This is a genomic window from Streptomyces sp. NPDC049627 (genome assembly GCF_044465645.1).
Classification (GTDB): domain Bacteria; phylum Actinomycetota; class Actinomycetes; order Streptomycetales; family Streptomycetaceae; genus Streptomyces.
Genome location: NZ_JBITLW010000006.1, coordinates 97,720 through 114,190 on the forward strand (window position 1 = coordinate 97,720; position 16,471 = coordinate 114,190).

At 69.6% G+C, this 16,471-nt stretch carries 17 protein-coding genes and 1 tRNA gene; 13 read left to right on the forward strand and 5 right to left on the reverse strand.

Features of this window, described 5'->3' with window-relative positions:
* Positions 1–16: 16 nt before the first annotated feature.
* Positions 17–718, reverse strand: a complete 702-nt coding sequence (phoU, locus tag ACIBU0_RS17495) for a phosphate signaling complex protein PhoU (protein ID WP_398818589.1) — start codon at positions 716–718, stop codon at positions 17–19.
* A gap of 379 nt (positions 719–1,097) precedes the next feature.
* Here phoU and ACIBU0_RS17500 point away from each other — a divergent pair, with 379 nt between their 5' ends.
* Positions 1,098–2,372, forward strand: a complete 1,275-nt coding sequence (locus tag ACIBU0_RS17500) for a sensor histidine kinase (RefSeq protein ID WP_398818592.1) — start codon at positions 1,098–1,100, stop codon at positions 2,370–2,372.
* A complete protein-coding gene (locus ACIBU0_RS17505) occupies positions 2,369–3,049 on the forward strand; it encodes a response regulator transcription factor (RefSeq protein ID WP_015659563.1) in 681 nt (226 codons plus the stop codon). The genes ACIBU0_RS17500 and ACIBU0_RS17505 overlap by 4 nt, the downstream gene beginning before the upstream one ends.
* 104 nt (positions 3,050–3,153) lie before the next feature.
* Here the strand turns inward: ACIBU0_RS17505 and ACIBU0_RS17510 are convergent, their stop codons facing one another.
* Positions 3,154–3,849 carry a DUF461 domain-containing protein gene (locus ACIBU0_RS17510; RefSeq protein WP_398818597.1) on the reverse strand — a complete coding sequence of 232 codons (696 nt, stop codon included), beginning with the start codon at positions 3,847–3,849 and terminating at the stop codon, positions 3,154–3,156.
* 626 nt (positions 3,850–4,475) lie between these two features.
* On the opposite strand from ACIBU0_RS17510, the gene ACIBU0_RS17515 reads away from it, so the two are divergent.
* The 6 genes from ACIBU0_RS17515 to ACIBU0_RS17540 all read left to right on the forward strand — a co-directional run bounded on the left by ACIBU0_RS17515 (position 4,476) and on the right by ACIBU0_RS17540 (position 10,805).
* Entirely contained in the window at positions 4,476–4,958 is a 483-nt protein-coding gene (locus ACIBU0_RS17515; protein ID WP_003953493.1) for a CarD family transcriptional regulator, read from the forward strand.
* A gap of 281 nt (positions 4,959–5,239) precedes the next feature.
* Positions 5,240–6,016 (forward strand): 2-C-methyl-D-erythritol 4-phosphate cytidylyltransferase, encoded by a 777-nt coding sequence (gene ispD, locus ACIBU0_RS17520; protein WP_398818600.1) that lies wholly within the window; start codon positions 5,240–5,242, stop codon positions 6,014–6,016.
* Positions 6,006–6,503, forward strand: a complete 498-nt coding sequence (ispF, locus tag ACIBU0_RS17525) for a 2-C-methyl-D-erythritol 2,4-cyclodiphosphate synthase (RefSeq protein ID WP_398818603.1) — start codon at positions 6,006–6,008, stop codon at positions 6,501–6,503. The genes ispD and ispF overlap by 11 nt, the downstream gene beginning before the upstream one ends.
* A gap of 87 nt (positions 6,504–6,590) precedes the next feature.
* Positions 6,591–7,988, forward strand: a complete 1,398-nt coding sequence (cysS, locus tag ACIBU0_RS17530) for a cysteine--tRNA ligase (RefSeq protein ID WP_398818606.1) — start codon at positions 6,591–6,593, stop codon at positions 7,986–7,988.
* 109 nt (positions 7,989–8,097) lie between these two features.
* Positions 8,098–9,039: a 23S rRNA (guanosine(2251)-2'-O)-methyltransferase RlmB gene (gene rlmB / locus ACIBU0_RS17535; RefSeq protein WP_398818609.1), complete on the forward strand. Its 942-nt coding sequence runs from the start codon at positions 8,098–8,100 to the stop codon at positions 9,037–9,039.
* 134 nt (positions 9,040–9,173) lie between these two features.
* Complete coding sequence (locus tag ACIBU0_RS17540; protein ID WP_398819626.1) at positions 9,174–10,805, forward strand: DoxX family membrane protein; 1,632 nt, start codon at positions 9,174–9,176, stop codon at positions 10,803–10,805.
* Positions 10,806–11,057: 252 nt separating this feature from the next.
* On the opposite strand, the gene ACIBU0_RS17545 is transcribed toward ACIBU0_RS17540, so the two are convergent.
* From ACIBU0_RS17545 to ACIBU0_RS17555, 3 genes are all read right to left on the reverse strand, one after another.
* Positions 11,058–11,789, reverse strand: coding sequence for an NDP-sugar synthase (locus ACIBU0_RS17545; protein ID WP_398818611.1), 732 nt, complete (start codon positions 11,787–11,789; stop codon positions 11,058–11,060).
* Between the two features lie 84 nt (positions 11,790–11,873).
* Positions 11,874–12,332 carry a hypothetical protein gene (locus tag ACIBU0_RS17550; protein ID WP_398818614.1) on the reverse strand — a complete coding sequence of 153 codons (459 nt, stop codon included), beginning with the start codon at positions 12,330–12,332 and terminating at the stop codon, positions 11,874–11,876.
* Between the two features lie 221 nt (positions 12,333–12,553).
* On the reverse strand, positions 12,554–13,642 hold the full coding sequence (locus ACIBU0_RS17555; RefSeq protein ID WP_398818617.1) for an ABC transporter ATP-binding protein: 1,089 nt from the start codon (positions 13,640–13,642) through the stop codon (positions 12,554–12,556).
* A 217-nt stretch (positions 13,643–13,859) separates the two neighbouring features.
* On the opposite strand from ACIBU0_RS17555, the gene ACIBU0_RS17560 reads away from it, so the two are divergent.
* From ACIBU0_RS17560 to ACIBU0_RS17580, 5 genes are all read left to right on the forward strand, one after another.
* Positions 13,860–13,934 (forward strand) — tRNA-Thr (locus tag ACIBU0_RS17560).
* A 221-nt stretch (positions 13,935–14,155) separates the two neighbouring features.
* On the forward strand, positions 14,156–14,392 hold the full coding sequence (locus ACIBU0_RS17565; RefSeq protein WP_398818620.1) for a hypothetical protein: 237 nt from the start codon (positions 14,156–14,158) through the stop codon (positions 14,390–14,392).
* Positions 14,393–14,683: 291 nt separating this feature from the next.
* Positions 14,684–15,067 (forward strand): hypothetical protein, encoded by a 384-nt coding sequence (locus tag ACIBU0_RS17570; RefSeq protein WP_398818623.1) that lies wholly within the window; start codon positions 14,684–14,686, stop codon positions 15,065–15,067.
* 360 nt (positions 15,068–15,427) lie between these two features.
* Positions 15,428–15,766, forward strand: coding sequence for a hypothetical protein (locus ACIBU0_RS17575; protein ID WP_398818626.1), 339 nt, complete (start codon positions 15,428–15,430; stop codon positions 15,764–15,766).
* Positions 15,767–16,100: 334 nt separating this feature from the next.
* A complete protein-coding gene (locus tag ACIBU0_RS17580) occupies positions 16,101–16,454 on the forward strand; it encodes a hypothetical protein (protein ID WP_398818629.1) in 354 nt (117 codons plus the stop codon).
* Positions 16,455–16,471 lie beyond the last annotated feature (17 nt).

A 16,471-nucleotide genomic window follows, 5' to 3' on the forward strand; every position in this document is an offset into this window, starting at 1 on the left:
CGCGTACGAGAGAGGCCTACGCCCCTTCCGCCCCCGAGACCGGCTGGATCTCCGGCTGGACGTCGGCCTGAAGCTCGTCCGCGTGCTCACCCGTCACCAGGTACACCACACGCTTGGCCACGGCCACCGCATGGTCGGCGTACCGCTCGTAGTAGCGGCCGAGCAGCGTCACGTCCACGGCCGTCTCGATGCCGTGCTTCCAGCGCTCGTCCATCAGGTGCTGGAAGAGCGTGCGGTGCAGGAGGTCCATCGCGTCGTCGTCCTGCTCCAGCTGCAGCGCGAGGTCGACGTCCTTGGTGACGATCACCTCGGCCGCCTTCGCCATCAGGCGCTGCGCGAGCTGGCCCATCTCCAGGATGGTGGCGTGCAGGTCCTGCGGGATCGCGCGCTCGGGGTAGCGCAGCCGCGTGAGCTTGGCCACGTGCTGGGCGAGGTCGCCCGAGCGCTCCAGGTCCGCCGACATGCGCAGCGACGTCACGACGATGCGGAGGTCCGTCGCCACCGGCTGCTGGCGGGCGAGCAGCGCTATGGCCCGCGCCTCCAGGTCGTGCTGGAGGTCGTCGACCTTCTGGTCGGCCTCGATCACGCTCTCGGCCAGCTTCAGGTCGGCGTCGAGGATCGCCGTCGTGGCGCGCCCGATCGCCGACCCGGCCATCCGGGCCATCTCGACCAGGCTGTCGCCGATCGAGTCCAGTTCCTCGTGGTACGCGTCCCGCATCAGGGGTCCCTCTCTTACGTCTGCCTCGGGGGTTCCGGGGCCAGGAGACTGCTGTCGAGCCGTCGGCCTTGTCGTCCGAACCGACAGTCTTCTCGTCAACAAACCGGTCAAACCGTCGAGAGGACAGTCTTACGGTCATGACCTCCGACAGTAAGACCGTCCCGAAAACGCCAGTCGGACTGTCGTGAAACCGCCAGTGTGATCTCCACGCTAAACCGCCAGGGCGAACCCGACGCTCCCACGATCCGGCCCCAACGCGTCCGTTTCCGCCACCCCAAATGAACCACTACTGGCTCCAAGGTGAACTCTGAGCGACGAGTGTTCGAGCTCGCCCTCCGACGGCTGTGGCCACCGCCTGGCCCATGCCTAACCTGGATGCATGGACGTGAACGCGGCGGTCGCCGCAGCGGCAGCGATCGCCGGGGTGCTCACCGGCGTCATCGCCATGCTGGCGTTCCGCTGGAGCGAACGCGACCTGAAGCGACCCACCCGAACCTCTCTGCACACCGACCCGGTCCTGCCGCCCGGCGTGGACACGGTCCTGTCGGTGCTGCGCTCCTCCGCCGTCGTCCTCGACGAGGGGGACGCCGTGGTCAAGGCCAGCTCGGCGGCGTACGCCCTCGGTCTCGTGCGCGGCGGCAAGCTCTCCGTCGAGCCCATGCTCCAGATGGCCCGGGACACCAGACGGGACGGCGAGATACGGCAGGTCGAGCTGGACCTGCCGCGGCGCGGCACCGGACGTGGCGAGGCCCTCGCCGTGTCCGCGCGCGTCGCGCCCCTCGGCTCCCGCCTCGTCCTGCTCCTCGTCGAGGACCTCACCGAGGCCCGGCGGATAGAGGCGGTGCGGCGCGACTTCGTCGCGAACGTCAGCCATGAGCTGAAGACGCCCGTCGGCGCACTCTCCCTCCTCTCCGAGGCGGTCATGGACGCCTCCGACGACCCCGAGGCCGTCCAGCGCTTCGCCGGGCGCATGCAGATCGAGGCGACCCGGCTCACCAGCCTGGTGCAGGAGCTCATCGACCTCTCCCGGGTCCAGAACGACGACCCGCTGGAGGACGCCGAGCCCGTCCGCGTCGACGAGCTCGTCGCCGAGGCCATGGACCGCTGCCGGCACGCCGCCGGGACGAAGCAGATCACCATGGCCGCCGGCGGTACCCAGGAACTGAGCATCTGGGGCAACCGGGGCCAGCTCGCCGCCGCTCTCGGCAACCTCGTCGAGAACGCCGTCAACTACTCGCCCGCCCGCACCCGCGTCGGCATCGCCGCCCGCCGGGTGACCAGCCCTGGCGGCGACCTGATCGAGATCGCCGTCACCGACCAGGGCATCGGCATCTCGGACAAGGACAAGGAGCGCATCTTCGAGCGCTTCTACCGCGTCGACCCGGCCCGTTCCCGTGCCACCGGTGGCACCGGCCTCGGTCTCGCGATCGTCAAGCACGTGGCCGCCTCGCACGGCGGGGAGGTCACGGTGTGGAGCTCGGAGGGACAGGGCTCCACGTTCACCCTGCGGCTGCCGGAGGCCGGCGCCGCGCGCGACCGCGCACAGCAGCCCCCGGACCTCGACGACGAGGCCGGGCACTCCGCCCGCTCATCCGCCGAATCCCCCGATTCAACCGCGTACGAAACGCTTTCCGCCCCGGAGGTCCTTCCGTGACCCGTGTGCTCGTCGTCGAGGACGAGGAGTCCTTCTCCGACGCCCTGTCGTACATGCTCCGCAAGGAGGGCTTCGAGGTCGCCGTCGCGACCACCGGGCCCGACGGACTCGACGAGTTCGAGCGCAACGGCGCCGACCTCGTCCTCCTCGACCTGATGCTGCCGGGTCTGCCCGGTACGGAGGTGTGCCGTCAGCTGCGCGGCCGCTCCAATGTCCCGGTGATCATGGTGACCGCCAAGGACAGTGAGATCGACAAGGTCGTCGGCCTGGAAATAGGAGCCGACGACTACGTCACCAAGCCGTTCTCCTCGCGCGAGCTGGTCGCCCGCATCCGCGCCGTCCTGCGCCGCCGCGGCGAGCCGGAGGAGGTGACCCCGGCCGCCCTGGAGGCGGGCCCCGTCCGCATGGACGTGGACCGCCACGTGGTCACGGTCTCCGGCTCCAAGGTCGACCTCCCCCTCAAGGAGTTCGACCTCCTGGAGATGCTCCTGCGCAACGCCGGCCGCGTCCTGACCCGTATGCAGCTCATCGACCGCGTCTGGGGCGCCGACTACGTCGGCGACACCAAGACCCTCGACGTCCACGTCAAGCGCCTGCGCGCCAAGATCGAGCCGGACCCGGGCGCGCCGCGGTACCTGGTGACGGTGCGCGGCCTCGGCTACAAGTTCGAGCCGTAAGAAGCACTGGACACGTCGAAGGGCGGGACCCCGGTCGTACGGGGTCCCGCCCTTCTTCTACGGCTGTGCGGAGGTCGTACGGCTACTCAGTGCCGTACGAAGGCTCAGTGACCGGCCGTCGTCTGCGAGGCGCTGTCGGACGGGGTCGCCGCGCCGCCCGTGCCGCTGCCGGCCTCGGATCCGGCCTCGGCGCCCTCGGTCGGCGTCCCGCTCGCGGAGGCCTCGCCGGTCGGGGTGCCGCTCGCGGCGGGCTTCGACGGGGAGGCGGACGCGCCCGGCGTCTTCGGGACCTCGCTCGGGCCCCAGCTCTCGAAGTAGTGCTCGGACGGGACGACGAACGCCCGCAGGCTCACGTCGCCGGTCTTGCTGAAGGTGAAGGTGATCGCCTGGGCGTTGCCGTCCTGGATGCCGTCACGGCCCTTGGCCAGGACGGCGGAGGCGTTGCCCGCGCCGCCGATGACGAGCGAGCCGCCGGCCGGGACGGTCAGGCTGCCACCCTTGGCGGGCTTGAGCTCGGCGGTCTCGCCGGAGTCGTCCACCTTGATCGCGTCCAGCGTCTGGGCCGTCTTCCCCGAGTTGAACAGGGTCGCGGAGATGGCGGCCGGGCCGGTCGACTCCAGGTCGGGCTGGGTGATGACGACGGCGTTCTGGACCTTGATGTCGCCGACGGTGGTGGCAGCGTTGTCCGGCTTGATCTCCAGCGTCTGGCTGTTGTTGCCGGCGCCGCACGCGGCGAGCGACGTGATAGAGAACGCGATGGCGGCAGCGGCGAGGGCGCCGCGTCGAAGGCTGCTGCTCACGGCGGCGGCAACTCCTTGACTCGAACGGGGCGGGCGCGTAAAGCCGCCCTAAGTGTCTGTCAGCGGCCTTAGGTTACCGAGCCGTTCCCGCGCGACCGCACCCGACCCTCCCCTGAGCGGCCGAAGTACCGCCGAAGCACCTCTTCGTACGCCTTCCGTGATCCGTCCCGTCACCCACAAGTGACCCAGCAGCCACATTGCCCGCACACTCGTCCTGCATTCACATAAGCCCCTCCCGAGCGGCGGCGCAAAATTTCCGTGAAGGAATGCGCGACCTTCCCGGAATTGATCACCGGCTGTGCTCCCGGCCCGGGGCAGTGATCAATTCCGGATTCGTCCGGTACCCGACTCCGGGCACCGAACGGAGTAGCGGAAGTCGCACACTTGGAAGCGGACATATGCGGACGTTCGGCCGCTCGGACGTGCCTCCGGATGTGTGTAACGTGCGCGTTTCACCTCACCCGCAGAGCGGCTCCGACCTGCGAATACCTTCTTCCGATCGGCCCGCGAAGCACGTTCCTGTCGGAGTTGTCAAGCCCCGAGATATGCCCTGACCTGCGAAAACGCCATTCAGAAGACGCCGTATCCGTGTTACCCTGGATAGCCACGGAAGGGGTACCTGTCACATGACGTTCAAGGTTGGCGACACCGTGGTCTATCCCCATCACGGGGCCGCGCTGATCGAGGCCATCGAAACTCGCCAGATCAAAGGCGTGGACAAGACCTACTTGGTGCTGAAGGTCGCCCAGGGTGACCTGACGGTGCGTGTGCCAGCGGACAATGCGGAGTTCGTCGGCGTACGTGATGTGGTCGGTCAGGACGGGCTGGACCGGGTCTTCGAGGTGCTGCGCGCGCCGTACGCCGAGGAGCCCACGAACTGGTCTCGTCGTTACAAGGCAAATCTGGAGAAGCTCGCCTCCGGCGATGTCATCAAGGTCGCGGAAGTCGTGCGTGACCTGTGGCGTCGTGAGCGTGAGCGTGGACTCTCCGCCGGTGAGAAGCGCATGCTCGCCAAGGCTCGCCAGATCCTGGTGAGCGAGCTCGCCCTCGCGGAGAACACCAACGAGGACAAGGCTGAGGCCCTGCTCGACGAGGTTCTCGCGTCCTGACGCGGTCCATCCGCCTCAGTTCAGCACAGTGCTGAATTTCTCAAAGAAGTGCCGCGGTGCCCGATGACGTTTTGATGTCGCCGGGCGCTGCGGCATGTGCGCTCACAGACGCTGTACGTCTCTGTGCGGTACGTCTGTGTCGGGGGCGCCCCCGATACTGGACGTGCCGGGCCCGGGCAGCTGGCTCGACCGACTGTCACGGAAGGGTCCGTCAAGGCGTCGCGCCCGGCACGCTGAGGCCATACCCAAGTAGGCCGAGCACACAAACCTGACAGGAACCGATGTCTGACGTTTCGCGCCCTTCGCCCTCGGAAGCCCGCGGTGGGACGGCCGCCGGCACCCGTACGGCCGTCGTGATCCCGGCCGCCGGCCGGGGCGTACGCCTTGGTCCGGGCGCCCCCAAGGCGCTCCGCGCGCTGAACGGCACGCCCATGCTGATCCACGCCGTACGTGCGATGGCCGCATCCCGCGCCGTCTCCCTGGTGGTCGTCGTGGCCCCGCCCGACGGCGCCGCCGAGGTCAAGAGCATGCTCGACGCGCACGCCCTGCCCGAGCGCACCGACTTCCTGGTGGTCCCCGGCGGTGAGTCCCGCCAGGAGTCCGTGAAGCTCGGCCTGGACGCGCTGCCGCCGGACTACGACATCGTGCTGGTGCACGACGCGGCGCGCCCGCTGGTCCCGGTGGACACGGTCGACGCGGTGATCGAGGCGGTCCGCGACGGAGCGCCGGCCGTCGTGCCCGCGCTGCCGCTCGCGGACACGGTCAAGGAGGTCGAGCCGGCCGCGGCCGCGGGCGACCCCGAACCGGTCGTCGCCACCCCGCAGCGCGCCCGCCTCCGTGCCGTACAGACCCCCCAGGGCTTCGACCGCGCCACGCTGATCCGTGCGCACGAGACGGTGACCGGCGACGTCACCGACGACGCGAGCATGGTCGAGCGGCTCGGTCTGACGGTCGTGGTCGTCCCCGGCCACGAGGAGGCCTTCAAGGTCACCCGCCCGCTGGACCTGGTCCTGGCCGAGGCGGTCCTGGCGCGCCGGAGGCTCAACGATGGCTTCTGAGCAGCTCCCGGTGCTGCCCCAGGTGGGCATCGGCACCGACATCCACGCCTTCGAGGAGGGCCGCGAGCTGTGGTGCGCGGGCCTGAAGTGGGAGGGCGAGGGCCCGGGCCTCGCCGGCCACTCCGACGCGGACGTCGTCGCACACGCCGCCTGCAACGCCCTGTTCTCGGCGGCCGGCCTCGGCGACCTGGGGCAGCACTTCGGCACGGGGCGGCCTCAGTGGTCGGGAGCCCCCGGAGTCGTACTCCTCACCGAGGCGGCCCGGATCGTCCGCGAGGCGGGCTTCCGTATCGGCAACATCGCGGTCCAGGTCGTCGGGCCGCGCCCGAAGATCGGCAAGCGGCGCGACGAGGCGCAGAAGATCCTTTCGGAGGCGGCGGGCGCACCGGTGTCCGTGTCGGGAGCGACGACGGACGGGCTGGGCTTCCCGGGCCGCGACGAGGGCCTGATGGCGGTGGCGACGGCGCTGGTGGTGCGGGCCGGCTGAGGCACCGGCAGGTGATTTCCGCCCGCCCGGGGACGGACTTGCACCCAAGCGTCGGATCCACCATCCTCCGCCCACTACCCTGGTGTCGTGACTATTCGCCTGTACGACACCAGCGCCCGGCAGATCCGTGACTTCACCCCGCTCCAGCCGGGCTGTGTCTCGATCTACCTCTGTGGCGCCACCGTGCAGGCCGCGCCGCACATCGGGCACATCCGCTCGGGGCTGAACTTCGACATCATGCGCCGCTGGTTCGCATACCGCGGCTATGAGGTGACGTTCATCAGGAACGTCACGGACATCGACGACAAGATCATCGCCAAGTCCGTCGACCAGAACCGCCCCTGGTGGTCGATCGGCTACGAGAACGAGCGCGCCTTCACCGACGGCTACACCGCCCTCGGCTGCCTCCCGCCGACCTACGAGCCCCGGGCCACCGGCCATGTCACCGAGATGGTCGAGATGATGCGCGGGCTCATCGAGCGCGGACACGCCTACGAGGCGGACGGCAGCGTCTACTTCGACGTCCGGTCCTGGCCCTCCTACCTGGAGCTGTCCCGGCAGGACCTCGACGAGATGCGCCAGCCCGCCGAGGAGGGCATCACCGGCAAGCGGGACCCGCGCGACTTCGCGATGTGGAAGGCCGCCAAGCCCGGCGAGCCCGACTGGGAGACGCCGTGGGGCCGGGGCCGTCCGGGCTGGCACCTGGAGTGCTCGGCGATGGCGCACAGGTACCTCGGCTCCGCCTTCGACATCCACGGCGGCGGACTCGACCTGATCTTCCCGCACCACGAGAACGAGATCGCCCAGGCCAAGGCCTACGGCGACGAGTTCGCGCAGTACTGGGTGCACAACGCCTGGGTCACCATGAGCGGCGAGAAGATGTCGAAGTCGCTCGGCAACAGCGTGCTCGTGTCCGAGATGGTCAAGCAGTGGCGCCCCATCGTCCTGCGCTACTACCTGGGCACCCCGCACTACCGCTCGACGATCGAGTACAGCGAAGAGGCCCTGCGCGAGGCCGAGTCGGCGTTCGCGCGCATCGAGGGCTTCGTGCAGCGCGTGGTGGAGAAGGCGGGCGTCGTCGAGCCGTCCGCCGAGGTGCCGCTCGCCTTCGCCGAGGCGATGGACGACGACCTGGGCGTCCCGCAGGCGCTCGCCGTCGTGCACACCACCGTCCGACAGGGCAACAGCGCACTGGCCGCCGACGACAAGGAAGCGGCCGTGGCCCGCCTCGCCGAGGTGCGCGCCATGCTCGGCGTCCTCGGCCTGGACCCGCTCGACGAGCACTGGGCCGGCGAGACCGACCGTGGCGAGGACCTTCACGGCGTGGTCGACACCCTGGTCCGCATGGTCCTGGACCAGCGTGAGGCGGCCCGCTCCCGCAAGGACTGGGCCACCGCGGACGCCATCCGCGACCAGCTCAACCAGTCGGGCCTCGTCATCGAGGACGGCCCGCAGGGCCCGCGCTGGAGCCTCGGCCCGCGCTGACCGGGCCGGCGCCCGGGAAGATCGATTGTGCCGTCCGGGCCTCCGGGCGGCACACTTCATAGACGCACTAGACGTACGTACGAACGCTTCACGACAGAACAGGTAGGTCATGGCCGCGAACAACCGCCGCATGTCCGGCAAGAAGGGCGCGCAGGTCGGCAGCGGCGGCAAGCGGCGCCGGGGCCTGGAAGGCAAGGGGCCGACGCCTCCGGCCGAGATGCGCAAGGGACACAAGAAGAACCGCATCGCCACCGCCAAGGCCAAGCAGGCCCAGCGGCGTCCCGCAGCCCGCGGGCGCGGCGGCAAGGGCACTTCCGAGCTGGTCGTCGGCCGCAACCCGGTCGTCGAGGCGCTGCGCGAGGGTGTCCCGGCCTCCACCCTCTACGTCCAGCAGTTCATCGACAACGACGAGCGCGTCCGCGAGGCCCTCCAGCTCGCCGCCGAGCGCGGCGGCATCAACCTCATGGAGGCCCCGCGCCCCGAGCTGGACCGCATGACGAACGGCCTCAACCACCAGGGCCTCGTCCTCCAGGTCCCGCCCTACGAGTACGCCCACCCCGAGGACCTCGCCGACGCCGCAGCCGACGAGGGCGAGGACCCGCTCATCGTCGCCCTCGACGGCGTGACGGACCCGCGCAACCTGGGTGCCGTGGTCCGCTCGGTCTCGGCCTTCGGCGGCCACGGCGTCGTCGTACCCGAGCGCCGCGCTGCCGGTATGACGGCCGGCGCCTGGAAGACGTCCGCCGGCACGGCGGCCCGCACCCCCGTCGCCCGCGCCACTAACCTCACCCGCGCCCTGGAGGCGTACAAGAAGGCGGGCATCGTGGTCGTCGGCCTCGCCGCCGACGGCGAGGTCGAACTCGGTGAGCTGGAGGCCCTGGAGGGCCCGGTCGTCATCGTCGTCGGCAGTGAGGGCAAGGGCCTGTCCCGGCTGGTCGGCGAGACGTGCGACTTCCGCGTCCGCATCCCCATGCCCGGCGGCGCGGAGTCGCTGAACGCCGGTGTGGCGGCAGGCATCGTGCTGTACGAGGCGGCCCGCCGACGCGGCTGAACAGACATCCGTGGCGTCACCCGTGCGGGTTAATTCTGGTGACAGTGGTGCGACCTGCGCATCTTTGACGGGGTCCGGACAGATCGGACCGGTCAAAGCAGTGTCCTAACCTCACGTCACTCGGTTAGTTGAGTGTGGACACCAGAACACCCCGCACACCCACGGGGGACCGCTCGTCGGGATTCGACGACGCTCCCGCGCTGAGCATGGTGAAGGTGCCGAGCGATCCGGCGCAGATCATCGTCAATCACGCGAGCTTCCGCGTGTTGTTGGGCGCGTCGACCGGGCGCACCAAATCTTCGCGCATCGCACGGCACCTGAGCGCCACCGAGGACACCGCCCGCATCCCCGTCGTCAACGCGGCAGGCAGAGCAGGCGCGGCCCCCGGCGCCCGCCGCCGAGTCGCCGTCTGGAACGGCACGTCCGCGCCGGACGACACCGGCGCCCACCGCCTGCTCCAGGCAGTGCGGGACGGCAGCGTCCGCCACGGCGACGAACCGGTCCCCGCGGGGGCCACCCAGGTCATCCCGCGCGTAGGGGTCGGCGGCTACGACGACGGCTACGAAGACGAGTTGACGCGGACCGTCGAGACGCCGATCGTCGGCGCCCAGCGCACGCCCGAGTCGGTGGAGACCCGGCTGCTGCCCCACATGCGCACGGTGGAGAGCGCCTACGACGAGGAACTCCCCTATGAGGCCGAGGACTTCGAGGAACCGGACGGCCCGGACGAGACGACCGATACGCCGCCCAAGCGCCTCGGCGACGACCCGGCGCGGCACGCCTACTACCCCGGCCGCCGCATGAACCTGGGCGTCGTTCTCCTCCCCCTCCGCGTCTTCCTCGGCTTCATCTCCATCTACGCCGGCATGGGCAAGCTCTGCGACCCCGTCTACTTCGACGGCGGCAAGCGCGGCTCGATGGTGAAGTGGCTCAACACCCTGCACCCCTGGGAAGTCGCCGAGCCCCTCCGCCAGTTCGCCCTGGAGCACCCGGTCGGCTCCGGCCTGGTCATCGCCTTCTTCCAGGTCATCGTGGGCGTCCTCACGGTCCTGGGCTGCTGGCAGCGGGTGGCCGCGGTCGTCGGCGCCCTGCTGTCCGCCGCGCTCCTGCTCACGGTCAGCTGGAAGAGCGTCCCGGTCTACGACGCCCCCGACATCATCTACCTCGCCGCCTGGTCCCCGCTGATCATCGCCGGCGCCCCCGTCTACTCCATCGACGGCCGCCTCGCCGGCATGGCCTGGCGCCGCCTGGGCCCCCGCTCCGACATCTGGGAGCTGCGCAACTACGTTCTCCGCCGCGGCGCCCTGGTCACCGCGATCGTCAGCGGCCTCACCCTGCTCATCGGCTCCCTCCTCGGCGGCGCCGTCCGCGACGCCGACCGGGTGGTCGTCCCCGGCCCCGGTGAGGCCCCGCGCAACGAACTGCCGGGCTCCCCGTTCCCGCAGGAGCCGGGCGGGCACAAGAAGACGCCGTCCGCCTCCAACTCCCCGACCCAGGGAGCCACGTCGGGGGCGGCCACGCCGTCGGGTGCGGCCACGCCGGGCGCCACCAGCGACACGGGCGCGACCGGCGCGGCGCCGAGCCAGACGCAGGGCACGACGGGGCAGGCCCCGCCCCAGCAGTCCACGCCGGCCGACCAGGCCCCCAGCACCAGCACCGGTCCGACCTCCGGAGGCCCCACCTCCGGCGGCGGCTCGACCGGCGGCTCCGGCAACGGAGGCTCCACCTCCGGCGAACCGGGCCTGGTGGGCGGCCTGTTGGGATAGACGCCGAGCAACGCAGCGAAGGGCCCCGGACGCGGCGACGTCCGGGGCCCTTCGCCGTAGACGCTGTAGGCACCCGTGCCGCCCCGGCGGCACGACTGCCCGCAGCCATGTCGGCGACGGGCGCAGCCGCCAAGGCCGGCGTGGGCGCGCCGGACGGGCTGATTGATGCGGACCGGCACCGAGAGGCGGGCTCACGCGCGCCCCACTCACCCCGCACGGGCCGCCGCAGGCCCCCGGCCCAACCGCCGGAGGCTAACGGCCCAGCGCCGCCAGTTCCTTCGCTGCCTCCGTCAGGTCCTTCGCCGTGTCGATGGCGCGCCAGTACGCCCCCTGAGGGATCGGGAAACCGGCCAGCCGGCGTTCCCGGGCCAGGTGAGGGAATGTGGTGCGCTCGTGGTCGCCGCGTTCGGGGAGGAGGCCGGCGAACTCGGGGGAGAAGACGTAGACACCCGCGTTGATCTCGAAGGTCGACGGCGGTGCCTCGATGAAGTCGGTGATGTGACCGAAGCCGTCCGTCTTCACCGCGCCCCACGGGATCCGGGGACGCGCGAGCGCCAGCGTCGCGACGGCGTCGCGCTCGGTGTGGAAGCCGGCCATGTCGCGCAGCGAGAAGCGCGTCCAGATGTCGCCGTTGGTGGCGTACCACGGCTGGTCGGGATGCGGCAGATGTGCGGCCGCGTACTTCAGACCGCCGCCGCGGCCGAGCGGCTCGGTCTCGACGACGGTCGTGACGCGCACCGGAAGATCGGCCGACTTGAGCCAGTCCTGCAGCACCTCCGCGAGGTGACCGCAACTGACCACCACGTCCGTCACACCTTCTTCGGCGAGCCAGGCGAGCTGGTGGCCGATGATCGGCGTCCCCGTACCGGGGATCTCGACCATCGGCTTGGGCCGGTCGTCGGTGTACGGACGCAGCCGGGACCCCTGGCCACCGGCCAGGACGACGGCTTGAACGGGGCGGGACGCGGCATTCGGATCAGTCATGACCGAACTGTACGCGGCGCCCCGCTCGCGGCATTCGCCGGCAACCGTTCCTTAATCAGCCGTTACCATCCGTAAAAGGAGTGTTCAGCGGTGTGCGGCCGCCACGCCCGAGGCGAAGGCGGTGTCGCAGACGGGACGGGAGTACGACTGGGCCCGCGTCGGACCGTACACCCGCACCGCGGCCCGCCCGAGCGCCCGGGCGATCGAGGCGCAGTGCCGGGCCAGCGAGGGACGTTCGTGGACGGCCTGCTGGAGGTGGGTCAGGGCGGCGCCCGGGTTCCGCTCCTGCAGCTCGGTCAGCAGCTGGTCGCGCAGCACGTCCTGCGGGGCGCGCGGGGCCGCGTTCTTCGCGTCACCCGCGCTTGTGACGTCGGTCGCGGCGAGTACCGAGTCCGAGGAGTTCCCCGACCAGTTGACCCGGGTGACCGCGAGGGTCCCGGAGAGCACCAGGACGACGGGCAGGACGAGGGCGAGAGTGCGGCCGAGCTGGCGGGCGGGGCCCCGGTGGCCGCGTCGTGTCTGTGGGTTGGTGGAGTGCTTCACGCGAGTGAGGGTAGCGTTCAGTACTGATATGGCGACATTTGGTCACCGTTTCGGGGGACGAAGTGGTGCTCTTTCCCGAACGGAGCGTTGACGCACAGCCCTCGAAATGAACCGATTTGCCGGGGTATTTGTCGACACAGAAGAGGGCCCAGCAGCGGTCTGCGGGGCCCTCTTCGTCAACCTGGGTGAATTACCCGGAGTTGTACTGCCTGGGACTGCTCTCAGTCGGAGAGCCGCTCGCCCGTGGAGGTCGAGAACACGTGGGTCTCGCCGGAGCGAGGGACGATGTGCAGCGTGCTGCCCTTCTCCGGGACGTCACGGCCGCTGACGCGGACGACGAGGTCCTTGGAGTCGGCGCCGACCTTGGCGGTGCCGTAGACGTACGCGTCGGCGCCGAGCTCCTCGACGACGTTGACGGTGACCGCGAGGCCCTGGTCCGAGTCGGAGCCGGCCACGTCGAAGTGCTCGGGGCGGACACCCACGGTGACGGTCTTGTCGGGGGCGGCGGCGAGCGCGTCACGGTCCACCGGCACGACCGAGTTGCCGAACTTCACGCCGCCGTCGGTGATCGGGACCTCGACCAGGTTCATGGCCGGGGAGCCGATGAAGCCGGCGACGAAGAGGTTGGCCGGGCGGTCGTACATGTTGCGCGGGGTGTCGACCTGCTGGAGCAGACCGTCCTTGAGGACCGCCACACGGTCGCCCATCGTCATGGCCTCGACCTGGTCGTGGGTGACGTAGACGGTGGTGATGCCGAGACGGCGCTGCAGCGACGCGATCTGCGTACGGGTCGACACACGGAGCTTGGCGTCCAGGTTGGACAGCGGCTCGTCCATGAGGAAGACCTGCGGCTCACGCACGATGGCGCGGCCCATGGCGACACGCTGGCGCTGACCGCCGGAGAGGGCCTTCGGCTTGCGGTCCAGGTACTCGGTCAGGTCGAGGATCTTCGCGGCCTCTTCGACCTTCTTGCGGATCTCCGCCTTGTTGACGCCGGCGATCTTGAGCGCGAAGCCCATGTTGTCGGCGACGGTCATGTGCGGGTACAGCGCGTAGTTCTGGAACACCATGGCGATGTCCCGGTCCTTCGGCGGCAGGTGCGTGACGTCGCGGTCACCGATGCGGATGGCGCCGGCGTTGACGTCCTCGAGCCCCGCCAGCATGCGGAGCGAGGTGGACTTGCCGCAGCCGGACGGGCCGACCAGAACGAGGAACTCTCCGTCCTCGATGTGGATGTCGAGCGCGTCCACGGCGGGCTTCTCGGTGCCCGGGTAGATCCGGGTCGCCTTGTCGAACGAGACAGTGGCCATGGTGAATGGGCCCCCTTCTACCGGCAGGAACGTGCCGGACGATCCGTTGTAGGAAGGTGGTTGGTTTAGTCCACATGTGCGGACTGGCTCTGGACGCTACCTGGGGTTCGCCCGGTCTGTCAGTACCCGGAGGCATGTGAACTTCGCGGAAATTTTCGACAGGGCCCGCTCGGAACCTGGGTACACTGCACGGGCGCGTGCGTGACAGTGCGTGCAGGCCTCCTTAGCTCAGCTGGTCCAGAGCGGCTGTCTTGTAAACAGCAGGTCGTCGGTTCGAATCCGACAGGGGGCTCCGACATCCCCGGCAACCCGCCGCAGAGCCTGGCGTGACGCTTCGCACTCCGACCGTCACGTCAGGCATTTTTTATGCCCGCCTTTCGTGCGCGCCCTGTCCCATCTCCCGTTTCGGACACGGGATATGGACCGACATGGAACCTCGTCGCTACTGCTAGTGTTCGTTCAGTCACAGTAGGCAATCAGCCTCATCTATAGGTAATGAAAACCGAGGGTTCCATGCGCAAGCTTCACCAGGTCATGATCGTCGCGGCGGCGGCCGGCAGCCTGTCCGCCATCGGTGCCGGCACCGGTGTCGCCTACGACGTCAGGCCGACCTCAACCGACCTCTACCGCCCCTACCAGGAGTGCAGCCCGCAGACGGTGGCCGAGGGTGACCTCCCGATCGCCGTGCTCGGTCTCTCCGAGACCTTCGACACCACCTGCGGTCAGTTCAACAACGCGTTCACTGGCTGAGGTCGGCGGCGTAGTCGTGCGCGACGCCTTCCGCGGGCCCCTTCGGGGTCAGTCCCCGAGGGGGCCCGTTCCTGTACGGCCGCCAGGAGCGAAGGTCGGCTCCCGTGGACCGTCGCGGCGCACGACCTGAACCTCGAAGCCCAGGTCACTCCTTCCCTTCGTAAGCGAAACGGCCCCGAAGATTCCCGGACATGGCTGGATGCCGGGGCCCGTATCTCCGACATCCCGGGCCCGGCGCGGCGGTTCACCGCGCACGGCGTCCGGGCACCCCTCACAAAGGAGACGCATCACATGTTCAACGGAAAGAAGATCGCGGCCATCTCGGGGCTTCTTGGCGGCCTCGCCATGACCTGTATCGGCGTCACCCAGGCCAACGCCGCGGCGGACCCGCCCGCCTGCACGACCGACAGCCAGGGCAACACCCACTGCACCCAGCGGATCGTGGGCCAGACGCCCGAGGGTGACAACTTCATCGTCCGTCGGTCGGTGAACTGCCAGCCGACCAAGCCCGTGTCCGTGCCCGCTCCGGGACTCTTCTCCAACGGGCAGACGCGGATCGGTCCGCACATCACCTGCAGCGACCTGCCCGCGACGGGGCCGGCGGCGGACAGCAACGAGATCGACCCGGGGGCCGTCGGCAGTGCTCTGCAGCACCTGTTCGGCGGCGGCGCGTAGCCTGCTACGCCTTCCCCGTCTCTCAAGCAGCGGATGGCCGGACCGGGTTGACCTGGTCCGGCCTCCGCTGCTTTTGCGTCTTCGAGTGTCGGCAAACGGGTGACCGTCCCTCGCGGCCCGTGACTCGCCCTCGGGGAAACGTCGTTCCTTTCAAGGGAGAACGGTGGGCCCGTGAGGGTCGTGACAGCCGCTTTCCCAACTCCCTTCACGGCCATGGCGAGGCGGACGAAAGGGCTCCTTGCCATGGGTCGACACGCCACAGAGAAAGACCATAGATCCCAAATTGCTACGGATTACGTGTATATGCTCACACTAAGTAGTCAAGCCAGGGCTTCGTGCCCGGGAAGAAAGGGTCTAACTATGCGCAGGTTTCAGCGCGTTGCGGTCGTAGCTGCAGCGGTCGCAGGACTGTCCGCTTTCGGTGCCGCCGGCTCCGCGTTCGCCCACGAGAACGACGACTGGGATGCCCAGAACGTGACTGCGGTGGCCACTTCGACGGCCAACGCCGCGGGCACGTGGGGTGCTCCGTACGGTGACAAGGCGTCCGCCGCCCCGACGGCCACGCAGGCTGCTCCGGCTGCCGCGCCGGCCGCTGCTCCGGCTGCCGCGCCGGAGGCTGCTCCGGCCGCCGCTCCGGCCGCTGCGCCCGAGGCCGGTTACGGGGAGTACACCGCCGCCGCTCCTACCGCCGCTCAGTAACAAACCACCGAGAGATCGATGCGCGAGTTTCAGGGCACTGTGGACGTCGTCGTGACGGCCGCGGGGCGGATGGCTTCGCACTCCGAGCCATGGTCGGCCCCGTAGGGCGTTTCTCACGACAGGCGCATCGATATCCGTCGGACCCTCAGCACCTGCAGCCCGGACGCGCGGCAGACCCTTCGGGGTGCGCGGCCGGGCTGCATCCATTCCGTCGTCGGGCGAAATCGAGAACGCGCCGGGCGACGGGTTCCGTATATCGACGTTCTCCAAGGTTCGGGCAGGCGCCGGTCGTCGGCGCGGTCGCCCGGGCCTCGATGGCAAAGGAACGCAGCACATGATCGGTCGACAGAAGATCGCAACCGTCTCGGGACTCCTCGGGGCGCTCGCCGTGATCTACGCCGGTGCCGCGCCGGCGTACGCCGATGACGAACCCAAGGGCGCGTGCACCATCACCGCCCAGGGGGACATCGTCTGCGTCAAGAAGAGCGAGAAGGTCCGCAAGGACAAGCGCGGGTATGTCATCAAGCAGAAGCAGGACTGCCAGATCACCGAGCGGCCGCGCTTCACGTTTCCCGAGGAGAGCCTGCTGAACGGTGGGTCCACTGAGTCCGGTCCGGTCGTGGAATGCTCGAACAGGGCCAAGCTGCCCAAGGGATTCAAGGTTCCCAAGTTCAAGTTCAAGTTCTGAGGCGTGAGCGGAGAATG